Genomic DNA, 14,690 nt, shown 5'->3' with positions numbered 1-14,690 from the left:
CGGTGGCACCGGCGGATTGCCCGGGCCCATCCCGGCCCGGAGCGTAACTGGAACCAGCCTATAACCCCGGCCTCCGGCGTCGTGCCTCCCGTGGTGCAGCTACCCTCCCTCCGAGCCCCGTTCCAGGAGGGGCTGCACCCGGAAGGGGATCAGCTCGCCCATGGCCAGGGCCGTGTCCGCCCGCTCCACGCCGTCGCAGGCCAGGATCTTGCCGTTGATCCGGAACAGGTCCTCGGCGTCCTTGGCCACCACGCGCAGCAGCAGGTCTGCCGACCCCGTGAGCCCGTACCCCTCCAAAATCTCGGGGATCGCCGCGATCTCCTCCGCCAGCCGCCCAAGTTTCTGCTGCTGGACGTGCACGGAGATGAAGGCCATCAGCGGGTACCCCAGCGCCACTGGATTAATGCGCCGTTCGAAGGACAGGAAGACGTGCTTCTTTTCCAGCTGTGCCATCCGCGCCTGGACGGTGTTCCGGGACAGGCCGAGCTTTTGCGCCAGTGCCACCACGGTCCGGCGCGGGTCCTGCGACAGCGCCGACAGCAGGCGGGTGTCAGTGCCATCCAAAGCTTGCATAATGCGCAACGCTAGCACGGTGGCAGCACGGCGGACAGTGCATTCTGCTCAGAAACAGCCGTGGTGGTTGTACCCCCTGAGCATTGTGAGTAGGGTCACAGTATCTGGGGCAATGGCGCCCGGAAGGCCGGTGGCGGCTGGAGCCAAAAGCCCGAAAACCACAGGTCAACGACGTACGAAGGTTGCGGCAATCGTGTCTACAGACGAAACGGGCCATGGCGGTGCAATCACCCCCGACAACGCAGGGGAATCCACCGCGTCCGGGCAGGAACTCCTCCAGTTGATCACCCCGGAAGGCGAGCGGATCAGCCACCCGGAGTTTGATTTTTGGGTCAAGGACATCACCGACGAGCAGTTGTGTTCGCTGTTCGAGGACATGACGGTCATCCGGCGGATCGATGTTGAAGCCACCGCCCTGCAAAGGCAGGGAGAGCTGGCGCTCTGGCCGCCGCTGCTGGGGCAGGAGGCGTCCCAGATCGGTTCGGGACGGGCCATGCGGGCGGACGACTTCGTCTTCTCCAGCTACCGCGAGAACGGCGTGGCCTACTGCCGGGGAGTGGACCTGACAGACCTGCTCCGGGTCTGGCGCGGCAACGCCTCCGGCGGGTGGGACCCCTACAGCATCAACATGGCAACGCCGCAGATCATCATTGGCGCCCAAACCCTCCATGCCACCGGCTATGCCATGGGCATCCAGAACGACGGCGCCGATGCCGTGGCCGTTACCTACTTCGGCGACGGCGCCACCAGCGAAGGCGACGTCAACGAGGCCATGGTGTTCGCCGCCAGCTTCCAGGCCCCCGTGGTGTTCTTCTGCACCAACAACCACTGGGCCATCTCCGAGCCCGTACGGCTGCAGTCGCACATCCACCTTGCGGAGCGGGCCACAGGCTTCGGCATCCCCAGCCTGCGGGTGGACGGCAATGACGTCCTGGCTGTCATGGCGGGCACCCGGCTTGCACTGGACCGGGCGCGGCGCGGCGGCGGCCCCACCTTCATCGAAGCCGTCACCTACCGGATGGGACCGCACACCACCGCCGATGATCCCACCCGCTACCGGGACGCCAACGAACTGGAGGACTGGGCGGCAAAGGACCCCATCTCCCGGCTGGCATCGCTCCTGGACCGGAAGGGCCTCCTGACCGCGGAGCTGCAGGAGCAGGTCCGGCACAAGGCCGATTCCGTGGCAGCGGAAATGCGCCGCGGTTGCACCACCATGCCGGATCCCCAGCCGATGGACGTGTTCAAGCACGTCTACAGCACCCCCAACTCCTGGCTTGAACGCCAGCAGGACCACTACGCCCGCTACCTGGCTTCATTCGGCGACCCCGCAGGAGCAGTTTCAGAGGAAGGTGCACGCTGATGACCCAGTTGACCTTTGCCCGCGCCATAAACGCAGGCCTGCGGAAGTCGCTGGAAAGCGACTCCAAGGTAGTGCTCCTCGGCGAGGACATCGGTGCCCTCGGCGGCGTGTTCCGGGTAACCGACGGCCTGCAAAAAGACTTCGGCACGCACCGGGTGGTGGACACGCCGCTGGCCGAATCCGCCATCGTGGGGACCGCCGTCGGCCTGGCCTACCGCGGCTACCGCCCTGTGGTGGAGATCCAGTTCGACGGATTCATCTATCCGGCGTTCGACCAGATCGTCAGCCAGGTGGCCAAGCTGCATTACCGCACCCGCGGCGCGGTGAAGATGCCCATCACCATCAGGGTTCCCTTCGGCGGCGGGATCGGCTCGCCGGAGCACCACTCCGAGTCCCCGGAAGCGTACTTCACGCACACCTCCGGGCTGCGCGTGGTGGCCGTTTCCAACCCCCAGGACGCGTACACCGTGATCCAGCAGGCCATTTCCTGCGACGATCCCGTCCTGTATTTCGAACCCAAACGCCGCTACCACGACAAAGGCGAGGTGGATGAGTCGGCCGCTCTTTCCTCCGCCCTGCCCATGGACAGGGCCCGCGTGCTGACCGAGGGTACCGACGCCACCCTGGTGGCCTACGGACCCCTGGTCAAGACCGCACTGGACGCCGCCACGGCCGCAGCCGACGAGGGAATCTCCCTCGAAGTCATCGACCTGCGCTCGCTGGCCCCGGTGGACTACGACGCCGTGGTGGCCTCCGTGCGCAAGACCGGGCGCCTGGTGGTCACGCACGAAGCCGGACAGTCCGGCGGCCTCGGGGCGGAAGTGGCCGCCAGCATCACCGAGCGGTGCTTCTACCACCTCGAAGCTGCTCCGGTCCGGGTCACCGGGTTCGACATTCCGTACCCGTACTCCAAGCTGGAAATGCACCACCTGCCGGGCCTGGACCGTATCCTCGACGGCGTGGACCGCGCCTTGGGCCGCCCGAATTCCCTGAGCGGGCTGGAAGGATGAGCGCCACCATGATCAAGGAATTCCGTCTCCCTGACCTGGGCGAAGGGCTCACAGAGTCAGAAATCCTCAGCTGGAAAGTGGACGTTGGGGACACCGTCAGCCTGAACCAGGTCATTGCCGAGGTGGAGACAGCCAAAGCCGTGGTGGAGCTTCCCTCTCCGTATGCCGGGGTTATCAAGGAGCTCCACGAGCAGCCCGGGTCCGTGGTTGAGGTGGGCAAGCCCATTGTCTCGTTCGAGGTGCCGGACGACGCCGGAACGGCACCTTCGGGCCCGTCCGGCACGTTGACGGCGGAGCCGGGAGAGCGCGGCGGGGAAACGCAGAAACGGGAACTGAACCTGGTGGGCTACGGCGCCGTCGTCGAAGGCTCCGGCCGGCCGGCCCGCCGGCCCCGGAACTTCGCCGCCCCGGTGGTTGGCGCGGTCAAAACCGAGCCGGTCAAAATCGAGCCGCTCAAAACTGAGCCGGTTAAAACCGCGCCGGTCCAAACCGGGCCTGCGGTGGTCGAGCCTGCCGAAACCAGGCCTGCTGACACTGCAACCGCCGAGCGGCCACGGTCCACACCCCCGGTGCGCAAGCTGGCCAGGGACCTGGGGGTGGACCTGGCACGGGTTCCCGGCACCGGGCCTGGCGGGTTGATCACCAGGGAAGACGTCCGGGGATTTGCCGGACACAACGAAGAGGCTGTCCCGCCCCTGGCGGAGCCGGTGGCCCTCTCAGGCAGCCGGTTGGGGGAGCGGGAAACCCGGACTCCCATCAAGGGCGTCCGCAAATACACCGCGGCCGCCATGGTGCAGAGTGCCTTCACCGCCCCGCATGCCACCGAATTCCTCACAGTGGACGTGACGCCAAGCCTTGAACTGCTGGCCAGGCTCAAGAACAGCAGGGAGTTCGCCGGCTTCAAGCTCACCCCGCTGACGCTCGCGGCCAAGGCAGTCCTCGTCGCCCTCCGCAGGAATCCGGCGCTGAATTCGCACTGGGATGAGGAACACCAGGAAATCGTCACCTACAACTACGTCAACCTTGGCATCGCGGCGGCCACGCCCCGGGGACTCACCGTTCCCAACATCAAGGATGCGGACACCATGCAACTTCCGCAGCTCGCCCAGGCGTTGACGGCGCTCGCGGAAACGGCCCGCGCCGGCAAGACCACGCCTGCCGAGCTGTCCGGGGGCACCATTTCCATCACCAACATCGGCGTTTTCGGCATCGACGCCGGTACCCCCATCCTCAATCCCGGTGAAGCGGCCATCCTGGGGCTGGGCGCCGTCCGGGCCCTGCCGTGGGAATACCGGGGCGAGGTGGCCCTGCGCCAGGTGATCACCTTGAGCCTGTCCTTCGACCACCGGCTGGTGGACGGCGAACAAGGCTCCCGGTTCCTGGCCGACGTCGGCACCATCCTGGCCGAGCCGGGAATGGTGCTCACCATGGTCTAGCGGGAGGGCGGGGCGTCCCCTGCACTGTCCGCCAGCAGCGCTGCCAGTGCCATGCGCTCAAGCAGGGGGCGGGCCACGCCTGCCGCCATCCGCCGGCCATGGCTGCGGACGGAGTGCGGAGTGGAGTTGATGAGGCCGAAGGTGGCGTGCGCCCGCATGCGGAGTTCGGCAGCGTCCGTCCCGGGGTGGACCCCCGCGAGGACGTCCACCCATAACTCCACGTAGCTGCGCTGCAGGGAGCGCACCGCGGACTGGTCCTGCTCGGAGAGGTTGCTGAGGTCCCGGTCCTGGACGCGGATCACGTCGGGCTTGCCGAGCGCAAAGTCCACCTGGAACTCCACCAGCCGGCGCAGGGCGGCTGCCGGGTCGGCGCTGTCTTCCACCACCTGGCGTCCGCCGTCCAGCAGTTCCTGGCTCACGGTCACCAGGAGGTCGGCGAGGACTGCCTGCTTGCCCGGGAAATGGCGGTACACCGCGGGGCCGCTCACGCCCGCGGCCGCGCCAAGGTCTTCGAGCGACACCCGGTTGAACCCGTTCAGTGCGAACAGGGAAGCCGCCGCGGTGAGCAGGGCCTGCCGCCGGTTCTCCTTCGCCTTGCCGCGCTGCGTGGTGGGAGCCGGGTGCGGCGTGGTGCCTGGCTGCGCGGCGTTGCTGGACTGTGTTCCCGTGCTTGGCACTTTTCCTCCTCGGACCGACGCAGATTCTACCAATACCACTATGTGTTGGACATCACAGTTAATCGAGACTAACCTGAATTTCAGTTATTAGTCACTAACCGAGTTGGCCTGGAGCCGGCCCGGTCCAGACAGGAACGGATCGTCAATGGAGACCCTGGCCAGCAGGCTCGACCCCGCAAGCGAGTCCTTCCGCGCCAACCGGGAAGCGCAACTGGCTCTCGCCGACGACCTCCGGAAGAGGCTGGCGGACGCGGCCCTCGGCGGACCACAGAAATCGCGGGAGAGGCACGTGGCCCGGGGGAAGCTGCTGCCACGGGACCGGATCGACCAGTTGCTGGATGACGGGAGCCCGTTCCTGGAAATCGCGCCGCTGGCTGCCAACGGGATGTACGGCGACGACGCACCGGGCGCAGGAGTCATCGCCGGGATCGGACTGGTGCACGGGCGGCAGGTGCTGGTGATCTCCAACGATGCCACCGTCAAAGGCGGAACCTACTACCCGATGACGGTGAAGAAGCACCTGCGTGCCCAGGAGATAGCCCTCGAAAACGGGCTGCCCTGCATCTACCTGGTGGATTCGGGCGGGGCGTTCCTTCCCAAGCAGGATGAGGTCTTTCCGGACAAGGACCATTTTGGCCGCATCTTCTACAACCAGGCCAGGCTCTCCGCCGCGAAGATACCGCAGATCGCCGCCGTCATGGGGTCATGCACCGCCGGCGGTGCCTACGTCCCCGCCATGAGCGACGAGACAGTCATTGTCAGGAACCAAGGCACGATCTTCCTGGGTGGCCCGCCCCTGGTGAAGGCCGCCATCGGCGAGATCGTGACTGCGGAGGAACTCGGCGGTGGAGACGTGCACGCACGCATCTCCGGGGTGACCGACCACCTGGCCGAAAACGACGAGCACGCCCTGCAGATCATCCGGGACATCGTTGCCACCCTCCCGCCGCCCGCCGCGCCCGCCTGGCAGGTGGAGCCCGTCGTCGAACCCGCCGTCGACCCGGACGGAATCTACGGCGCCGTGCCCACGGACGTCAACGCCCCCTACGACGTCCACGAAGTCATCGCCCGGCTGGTGGACGGCAGCAGGTTCCACGAGTTCAAACGGGAATACGGCACCACCCTTGTCACGGGATTCGCCCGGATCTGCGGACACCCCGTGGGAATCGTGGCCAACAACGGCGTGCTTTTCAGCGAATCGTCGCTCAAGGGCGCCCATTTCATCGAACTCTGCGACCAGCGCGGCATCCCCCTGCTGTTCCTGCAGAACATCTCCGGCTTCATGGTGGGCAAGGACGCCGAGCAGGGCGGCATCGCCAAGAACGGCGCCAAGATGGTGACCGCCGTGGCCACTGCCCGCGTTCCCAAGCTGACGGTGGTGATCGGCGGCTCCTTTGGCGCCGGCAACTATTCGATGTGCGGCCGGGCCTATTCGCCGCGGTTCCTCTGGATGTGGCCCGCCGCCCGGATCTCCGTCATGGGCGGCAACCAGGCCGCCAGCGTCCTGGCCACCGTGAAACGCGACCAGTACGAGGCGGCCGGCGAAGAATGGCCGGCAAGCGACGAAGAGGCGTTCAAAGCACCCATCCGCCGCCAGTACGAGGACCAGGGCAGCCCCTACTACTCCACGGCCAGGCTCTGGGACGATGCCGTGATCGACCCCGCAGACACCCGCACCGTCCTGGGACTGGCGCTCGACGTCGTCTCCCGCACCCCCTTGCCGGAGACCTCCTTCGGCCTCTTCCGGATGTGAGCCCGCAATGACCATGCAAACCCGAACAGATCCAGCCCCCGGCGGCACGTCCACCCCACGCCTGTTCGGCACGGTCCTGGTGGCAAACCGCGGTGAAATCGCCTGCCGGGTCATCCGGACCCTGCGCCGCCTGGGCATCCGGTCGGTGGCCGTCTACAGCGATGCCGACGCCGGCGCCCGCCACGTCCGCGAAGCTGACGCGGCCGTGCGCATCGGCCCGGCAGCCGCCGTCGACAGCTACCTGAGCGCGGACGCCATCATCGGAGCATGCCGGCAATCCGGTGCCGAAGCCGTCCACCCTGGGTACGGCTTCCTCAGCGAGAACGTGGACTTCGCCCGCGCCTTGGAGAAGGCCGGCATCACCTTCATCGGCCCCGGCGTGGAGGCCCTGAACGTCATGGGAGACAAGATCCGGGCCAAGAACCACGTGGCCGGCTACGGCGTGCCCGTGGTTCCCGGCATCGCCGAGCCCGGCATGACCGACAGCGAACTGGTGGAGGCAGCCGGCGGGGTCGGCTTTCCGCTCCTGATCAAGCCCTCCGCCGGCGGCGGCGGCAAGGGGATGCACGCCGTCGAAAAACCGGAGGACCTGGCCGCCGCCCTGGCAACGGCCCGGCGCGTGGCCGCCGCCGCGTTCGGCGACGACACCCTGTTCCTGGAACGCCTGGTGACCACCCCACGGCACATCGAAGTGCAGGTGCTGGCGGACAGCCACGGCAACGTCATCCACCTGGGCGAGCGGGAATGCTCGCTGCAGCGGCGTCACCAGAAAGTCATCGAGGAAGCGCCGTCGCCGCTGCTGGAGGGCCTTCCGGACGGGGCGGCCATTCGGGCACGGATCGGCGAGGCGGCCTGCAATGCAGCCCGCAGCGTGAACTACCGGGGCGCCGGAACCGTGGAATTCCTGGTTTCCGACGACGCACCGGACGAGTTCTTCTTCATGGAGATGAACACCAGGCTGCAGGTGGAGCACCCGGTGACCGAAATGGTCACCGGCACCGACCTCGTGGAATGGCAGGTAAGGATCGCCGCCGGTGCCGAACTGACGCTCCGGCAGGCCGACGTCGAACTTTCCGGCCATGCCGTGGAAGCGCGCGTGTACGCCGAGGTGCCGGAGAAGAATTTCCTCCCCTCCACCGGGACCGTGCTGGTGCTGGACGAACTGCCATCCCCGGCCGGGGGCCGGGTCCGGGTGGACTCCTCCCTGCTGGAGGGTCTGGAACTCCCGGCCCACTATGACCCCATGATTTCCAAGGTCATCGCGTGGGGCGAAGACCGCGGTGCCGCGCTGGCAACCCTTGACGAGGCCCTGGCCCGCTACACCGCCTTGGGCATCGACACCAATGTGGAGTACCTGCGGCTCCTGCTGAACGACTCCGACGTCAAGGCCGGCCACCTGGACACCGGCCTGATCGAACGCAAGCTGCCCGGCATGGAATTCCGGAAGGCCGGTGACGCCGAACTGGTGGCCGCGGCGCTGTACGCGCTCTCCCTGGAGGACCACAACACTGCCCCGGGGAGCGGACCGTGGCGGGCCCACAACGGCTGGCGGCTCGGAACGCCGGCACCGCGCCGGATCAGCCTGGGAACGGCCGACGACGGCGTGGCCACGGTTGAGGTCACCGGAAGCCCGGCAAGGGCAGCCGCCGTCACGGCAGCCGTTGACGGGCGAAAGCAGGAGCGCGCCGGACTGTCCCTTGAGGACCCGCGGCGGGCCGTCCTCCGGCTCGGCGACGACACCCAAAACTACGCGGTGGGCGCAAGCCCCGGCCGGCCCACACGGCTCTTCCTGGGCAGTGATGGCTGGTCCTGCCGGCTTGAGGTCCTGACCCGGGAGGCACGGCTGGACCGGGTGCTGGCCGCCATTCAACGCGAAGAAGGCTCAGCGGACCCCGAGGTGCGCTCGCCAATGCCGGGAACCGTGGTGGCCGTCCCGGTCACCGACGGCGACGCGGTCCAGGCCGGGGAGGTCCTGGTGTCCGTGGAGGCCATGAAGATGGAGCACCACCTCGTTGCGCCGCTGGCCGGCACCGTGCACCTCAGCGCCCGCACCGGCGACCTCGTGAAGGCCGACCAGGTCCTGGCCACCGTGCACCCCCACCCTGCAGACGCGGAACCAGCGCCCGCAGATATCGACACAGACACAGCCACCAGCCAAGGCGAAGGAGCCTGACCATGACCGGATTCGAACTCAGCGAGGAATACCAGGACCTCAGCGACACCGTCCGCGACTTCGCGGACAACGTGGTGGCCCCTGTCTCCGCCAAACACGATGAGGAACACAGCTTCCCGTACGACGTGGTGAAACAGATGGCCGAAATGGGCCTGTTCGGGCTGCCCTTCCCGGAGGAATTCGGCGGCATGGGCGGCGACTACTTCGCGCTCGCCCTGGCCTTGGAACAACTCGGCCGCGTGGACCAGTCGGTGGCCATCACGCTGGAGGCCGGCGTTTCCCTGGGTGCCATGCCGGTGTACCGCTTCGGTACCGACGCCCAGAAGCAGGAATGGCTGCCCATGCTGGCGTCCGGCCAGGCGCTCGCAGGCTTCGGCCTCACCGAACCCGAGGCCGGCTCTGACGCCGGCGGTACCAAGACCCACGCCCGGCGGGAGGACGGTCACTGGGTGATCAACGGCAACAAGGAGTTCATCACCAACTCGGGAACCGACATCACCCGCCTGGTTACCGTCACCGCCGTCACCGGGCAGCAGGAACGCCCCGACGGCAGCCTGCGGAAGGAGATCTCCACCATCCTCGTGCCCACGGATACGCCGGGCTTCAAAGCCGAGAAGCCGTACAACAAGGTGGGCTGGAACGCCTCCGACACCCACCCGTTGACCCTCAAGGATGTCCGCGTACCGGAGGAAAACCTCCTCGGCGAGGAAGGGCGCGGGTACGCGAATTTCCTGTCCATCCTGGACGAAGGCCGGATCGCCATCGCCGCGCTGGCCACCGGCGCCGCCCAAGGCTGCGTGGACCTGTCGGTCAAATACGCCAGGGAACGCCGGGCATTTGGCCAGGAAATCGGCAAGTACCAGGCCATCTCCTTCAAGATCGCGCGGATGGAAGCGCGGGCCCACACGGCCCGCCTGGCCTACTATGATGCGGCCGCCAGGATGCTGGCCGGCAAGCCGTTCAAGACCCAGGCGGCCATCGCTAAGATGGTCGCAGGCGAGGCGGCCATGGACAACGCGCGGGATGCCACCCAGGTATTCGGCGGCTATGGCTTCATCAACGAGTTCACCGTGGCACGCCACTACCGCGACTCCAAGATCCTTGAAGTGGGGGAGGGCACCACGGAAGTCCAGCTGATGCTGATCGCCCGTGAACTGGGACTGTAAGCACCTGCGCCAGCAGTACGGATCGCAGCCGGCCGGAAAGGATCAATGATGATTGACAAGGTTGTAGCCAGCGCCGACGCCGCCGTGGCGGATATCCCGGACGGGGCTTCCCTGGCGGTCGGCGGCTTCGGGCTGTGCGGCATCCCGGTGGCCCTGATCGACGCCCTGCACCGCGCCGGCACTACTGGCCTGGAAACGGTCAGCAATAACTGCGGCGTGGATGACTGGGGCTTGGGGATCCTGCTCCGTGACGGCCGCATCCGCCGCACCATCAGCTCCTATGTGGGGGAGAACAAGGAGTTCGCCCGCCAGTACCTTGCCGGTGAGCTCGAGGTGGTGTTGACACCGCAGGGCACCCTGGCCGAGAAGCTGCGCGCCGGCGGCGCCGGCATCCCCGCGTTCTACACCAAGGCGGGGGTGGGGACCCAGGTGTCCGACGGCGGCCTGCCGCAGAAGTACGACGCCGACGGCGGCATCGCGATCGCCTCCGCGGCCAAGGAAGTGCGCTCCTTCGGGGGAGTGGACTACGTCCTGGAAGAATCCCTCACCCCCGACTACGGGCTGGTGCACGCCTGGAAGGGTGACCGGCACGGCAACCTGGTCTTCCATGCCACGGCCATGAACTTCAACCCGCTCTGCGCCATGGCCGGACGCATCACCATCGCCGAGGTGGAGGAACTCGTCGAACCCGGCGAACTGGACCCCGAACACATCCACACCCCCGGGATCTTCGTCCAGCGGGTGGTCCTGGCGGCCGGCGGGGAAAAGCGCATCGAAAAGCGGACGGTGGCCCTGGCGGGCCCGGCCGCGGCGGGCGGAAGCCCCGCCGGCAGTGACCAGCAGGCAGGAGCATGACCATGGATCCCAACAGCCCCGAGGCGCCCCGCCCGGAAGCGGTCCGTCCGGAATACCGGCGCGGCGGCGGGCACCAGCCCGGGCCCGGCGGAGCCGCCGCCGCAGCAGGCGGCAAAGGCTGGACGCGGAACGAACTGGCCGCCAGGGTTGCCCGGGAACTCCGCAACGGCCAGTACGTCAACCTGGGCATCGGCATGCCCACCCTGATTCCCAACTACATTCCGGCCGGGGTGGAAGTGGTGCTGCACTCGGAGAACGGGATCCTGGGCGTCGGCCCCTACCCGGCAGAGGATGCGGTGGATCCGGACCTGATCAATGCCGGCAAGGAGACCGTGACGGTCAACCGGGGTGCGGCGTTCTTCGACTCGGCGACGTCGTTTGGCATGATCCGCGGCGGCCACGTGGACCTCGCCGTCCTCGGCGCGATGGAAGTGGCCGCCAACGGAGACCTCGCCAACTGGATGGTCCCGGGAAAGATGGTCAAGGGAATGGGCGGCGCCATGGACCTGGTGTTTGGCGCCAAGCGCGTGATCGTGATGATGGAGCACGTGGACCGGAACGGCAATCCCAAGATTGTCAGGGAGTGCTCGCTCCCGCTGACCGGCAAAGGCTGCGTGGACCGGATCATCACCGACCTCGCCGTAATCGACGTCGTCCGGGACGGCGGCCCCTCCCGGCTGGTCCTGCGCGAGCTGGCCCCCAACGTTTCCGTCGAAGACGTGGTGGCCGCCACCGGCGCGGAACTGTACGAAGAAGACCAGGAACTCACCGTATGACCGGCACCGACCCCACTGATAGGTTCCCGGCCGGACCAGCGGCCCCAGGGGGCGGCCGGCGCGTCATCGAGCAGCGCGGGCTCTACTTCGACGAGCTGGAGGAGGGCGTGCTGTATGCCCACCGGCCTGGACGCACCGTGACGGAAACGGACAACGTCCTTTTCACCACCCTCACCATGAACACGCAGGCGCTGCACCTGGATGCTGCCTGGAGCGCGGGGCAGCCTTTTGGCCAGCGGCTGATGAACTCGATGTTCACCCTCGCCACCATGGTGGGGCAGTCCGTCACCCAGTTGACCCAGGGGACCATCATCGCCCAGCTCGGGCTGACCGATGTCTCCTTTCCGCACCCGCTCTACCACGGGGACACGCTCTACACAGAGACCGTGATCACCGGCAAACGGCTTTCGGCCTCCCGGCCGGGCCAGGGCATTGCCACCATGGAGCACACCGGGCGCAACCAGGACGGAGCCGTGGTGGCACGGGCCACGAGAAGCTGCCTGATGTGGACCCGGGCCGCCCACCAGGACCAGCCCGACGCACAGGGGAGAATGCCCGTATGACATTTGTGATGGGCCCGGCCCTGCTCTTTTGCCCCGCCGACCGCCCCGAGCGCTACCTGAAAGCCGCAGCGCGGGCGGACGCCGTGATCCTGGACCTCGAGGACGCCGTGGCGCCACCGGACAAGCAGCGGGCGCGCGGGGCAATCCTGGCCCAGGCGGGCGCTGCAGGAGACGATCCCGAACTTGACCCCAGCCGGACCATCGTCCGGGTCAACCCGGTCGGCACGGACGACTTCGCGAAGGACCTGCACTGCCTGGCGCACACGCCGTACCGCACGGTGATGCTCGCCAAGGCGGAATCGGCTGAACAGCTCAAGGCGCTGGAAGGCTACCAGGTCATTGCGCTGTGCGAAACGGCCCTGGGCGTGCTGAACGCCCCCGCCATTGCGGCTGCCCCCAACGTTGTGGCCCTGATGTGGGGAGCGGAGGACCTCGTGGCCACGTTGGGCGGCACCTCCAGCAGGAAGGACGACGGCGGCTACCGGGCGGTGGCCCTGCACGCCCGCTCCTCGGTGCTGCTGGCCGCCAGGGCCTTGGGCAAGGAAGCCATCGACGCCGTGTACACCAACATCCCCGACCTCGACGGGCTGGCGGACGAAACCGCCGACGCCGTGGCCTCCGGGTTCGGCTCCAAAGCGTGCATCCATCCCGGCCAGGCCGCCGTGGTCCGCAAAGCCTACGCTCCCTCCGAAGAGGAGGTGGCCGCGGCGCGTGAACTGCTGGACGCTGCCGCGGCGGCCGGGAGCGGGGTCTTCCAACACCACGGAAAGATGATCGACGGGCCAATCCTGAAGCACGCCGAAGGCATCCTGCGCCGTGCAGGCAGGGACGCCTAGCTGCCCTTCCGTCCCGTCGGCCGGCGCAGGGACGTGGGCGGAATGGGCTCGTACAGCAGCGTCCGCACCCAGCGGTTCCCGGTCTCCCGGAGCTCCTTCCGGGTGGCGAAGCGGTAATGGAAACTTCGCACGCGCACCAGGCGCGGCGCGGCGCCGTCGAACGGGTCATGCCGGAGCAGCCGCAACACCTGCCGGTCCGCCACGAGCAGTTTGCCCAGGAAGGCATAGAACCATTCCTCGTGCACGCTCCGCAGCGGCAGGAACCACATCAGCCAGTCCAGCCGCAGGTGGTACGGAGCCCACTGCCGGGGAATGCGGCTGACATCGCCGGGTTTGCCCTTGAAGCCGTACTCGCGCCAGTCCGACGCGTCCCCGGGGTTCCCGTCCAAGGTTCCTTCCACCACGATTTCGATGCGCTGCCTGGTCACCGTGCCGAAGGCGCCGTAGGCATTGACCAGCTGCCACCGGTTGAAGCTGGCATTCATGAGCTGCCGGCGGGAGAAGAGGTTCCGCAAAGGCCAGTAGCTAAGGACCAGCAGCAGGAGGGACGCCGCCAGCGTTATGGCCAGCCACCACAGGGGAGTGGCCGGTGCTGCGCCGGCGTGCCAGTCCGCCGGGACGGCCGGGATCACGGCGTGGGCCACGGGATCGCTGACCGCGGCAAACGCCAGGATGATCGCCATCCAGTTCAGCCATGCAAAGTTGCCGCTCGCCACCAGCCACAGCTGGGTGGCCACGACGACGGCCGCCGCCACGCCCGCCACCGGCTGCGGGGCGAACAGCAGGAACGGCACCACCAGCTGGGCGATGTGGTTGCCCACCACTTCGATCCGGTGCAGCGGCTTCGGCAGCAGGTGTGCCTGCCTGCTGAGGGGGCCCGGCATGGGCTGGGTTTCATGGTGGTAGTACAAGGCCGTCAGGTCCCGCCACTCGCGGCCGCCGCGGATCTTGATCATGCCTGCCCCGAATTCCAGCCGGAACACCAGCCACACCACCAGGATCAGGATGGTCCGCGGCGGTTCCGTCTGGTCCGATCCCAGGAAGGCCACGGTGAAACCGGCCTCCAGCAGCAGCATCTCCCAGCCGAACCCGTAGAAGGTCTGCCCCACGTTCACGATGGACATGTACAAAAGCCACAGGGCAAGGAACGCCAGCAATGGAACCCAGGGCGGTCCGGCCTGGGGGAGCCCGGCGACGAGCAGCGCCGAGACCGCCAGGCCTGCGGCGCAGACACCGCGCAGCAGCCGGTCGGAATAACGCCAACGGAACAGCGTGGGCCGGGACAACCAGGAAAACGCGGCCAGGAAGTCCGGCACCGGAAGGAGGCCGCGCTCTCCGAGCAAGGCCGGGAACTGGTTCAGCGTGGACAGGAACGCAACGAAATACAACGCTGCGACGCCCCGTTGCAGCACCTGCCGGGCAAATTCATACTCCGGCGCATCGAACCAGGTGAGCCAGTCCACGGTTTCCACGTTACGCCCGGCCGCCCGGCGGTCAAGGCGCAGCAGG

Annotated in this window: 13 protein-coding genes; 10 read left to right on the top strand and 3 right to left on the bottom strand. The window is 67.6% G+C overall.

Annotated elements, in window-relative coordinates; all coding sequences use genetic code 11:
- Window positions 1-99: 99 nt before the first annotated feature.
- Window positions 100-573, bottom strand: a complete 474-nt coding sequence (locus tag DC347_RS07415; RefSeq protein ID WP_026265061.1) for an Lrp/AsnC family transcriptional regulator — start codon at window positions 571-573, stop codon at window positions 100-102.
- 193 nt (window positions 574-766) lie between these two features.
- Here DC347_RS07415 and pdhA point away from each other — a divergent pair, with 193 nt between their 5' ends.
- From pdhA to DC347_RS07400, 3 genes are read left to right on the top strand one after another with little or no spacing between them, the layout of a single operon-like run.
- Window positions 767-1,936 carry a pyruvate dehydrogenase (acetyl-transferring) E1 component subunit alpha gene (pdhA, locus tag DC347_RS07410; RefSeq protein WP_109044939.1) on the top strand — a complete coding sequence of 390 codons (1,170 nt, stop codon included), beginning with the start codon at window positions 767-769 and terminating at the stop codon, window positions 1,934-1,936.
- On the top strand, window positions 1,936-2,946 hold the full coding sequence (locus DC347_RS07405) for an alpha-ketoacid dehydrogenase subunit beta (protein ID WP_109044938.1): 1,011 nt from the start codon (window positions 1,936-1,938) through the stop codon (window positions 2,944-2,946). Before pdhA ends, DC347_RS07405 begins: the two co-directional genes overlap by 1 nt.
- An 8-nt stretch (window positions 2,947-2,954) precedes the next feature.
- Window positions 2,955-4,382: a dihydrolipoamide acetyltransferase family protein gene (locus tag DC347_RS07400; protein WP_240617722.1), complete on the top strand. Its 1,428-nt coding sequence runs from the start codon at window positions 2,955-2,957 to the stop codon at window positions 4,380-4,382.
- Here DC347_RS07400 and DC347_RS07395 read toward each other — a convergent pair.
- Entirely contained in the window at window positions 4,379-5,059 is a 681-nt protein-coding gene (locus DC347_RS07395) for a TetR/AcrR family transcriptional regulator (RefSeq protein ID WP_018763448.1), read from the bottom strand. The two genes, DC347_RS07400 and DC347_RS07395, sit on opposite strands and share 4 nt — an antisense overlap.
- A 145-nt stretch (window positions 5,060-5,204) precedes the next feature.
- On the opposite strand from DC347_RS07395, the gene DC347_RS07390 reads away from it, so the two are divergent.
- From DC347_RS07390 to DC347_RS07360, 7 genes are read left to right on the top strand one after another with little or no spacing between them, the layout of a single operon-like run.
- On the top strand, window positions 5,205-6,812 hold the full coding sequence (locus DC347_RS07390; RefSeq protein WP_109044936.1) for a carboxyl transferase domain-containing protein: 1,608 nt from the start codon (window positions 5,205-5,207) through the stop codon (window positions 6,810-6,812).
- 7 nt (window positions 6,813-6,819) lie between these two features.
- Window positions 6,820-8,985 carry a biotin carboxylase N-terminal domain-containing protein gene (locus DC347_RS07385; RefSeq protein WP_109044935.1) on the top strand — a complete coding sequence of 722 codons (2,166 nt, stop codon included), beginning with the start codon at window positions 6,820-6,822 and terminating at the stop codon, window positions 8,983-8,985.
- Between the two features lie 2 nt (window positions 8,986-8,987).
- Window positions 8,988-10,151, top strand: coding sequence for an acyl-CoA dehydrogenase family protein (locus DC347_RS07380; RefSeq protein ID WP_109044934.1), 1,164 nt, complete (start codon window positions 8,988-8,990; stop codon window positions 10,149-10,151).
- A gap of 48 nt (window positions 10,152-10,199) precedes the next feature.
- Window positions 10,200-11,006, top strand: a complete 807-nt coding sequence (locus tag DC347_RS07375; protein WP_109044933.1) for a CoA transferase subunit A — start codon at window positions 10,200-10,202, stop codon at window positions 11,004-11,006.
- A 2-nt stretch (window positions 11,007-11,008) separates the two neighbouring features.
- On the top strand, window positions 11,009-11,782 hold the full coding sequence (locus DC347_RS07370; RefSeq protein WP_109044932.1) for a CoA transferase subunit B: 774 nt from the start codon (window positions 11,009-11,011) through the stop codon (window positions 11,780-11,782).
- Window positions 11,779-12,345 (top strand): MaoC family dehydratase, encoded by a 567-nt coding sequence (locus tag DC347_RS07365; RefSeq protein ID WP_240617721.1) that lies wholly within the window; start codon window positions 11,779-11,781, stop codon window positions 12,343-12,345. Before DC347_RS07370 ends, DC347_RS07365 begins: the two co-directional genes overlap by 4 nt.
- Complete coding sequence (locus DC347_RS07360; protein ID WP_109044931.1) at window positions 12,342-13,181, top strand: CoA ester lyase; 840 nt, start codon at window positions 12,342-12,344, stop codon at window positions 13,179-13,181. Before DC347_RS07365 ends, DC347_RS07360 begins: the two co-directional genes overlap by 4 nt.
- Here DC347_RS07360 and DC347_RS07355 read toward each other — a convergent pair.
- Window positions 13,178-14,644 (bottom strand): lipase maturation factor family protein, encoded by a 1,467-nt coding sequence (locus DC347_RS07355; protein WP_109044969.1) that lies wholly within the window; start codon window positions 14,642-14,644, stop codon window positions 13,178-13,180. The two genes, DC347_RS07360 and DC347_RS07355, sit on opposite strands and share 4 nt — an antisense overlap.
- Window positions 14,645-14,690: the final 46 nt, after the last annotated feature.

This window comes from Pseudarthrobacter sp. AG30 (assembly GCF_003116525.1).
GTDB lineage: Bacteria > Actinomycetota > Actinomycetes > Actinomycetales > Micrococcaceae > Arthrobacter.
Note: the sequence above shows the minus strand (reverse complement) of the source record. Positions and strands in the feature narration are given on the sequence as shown.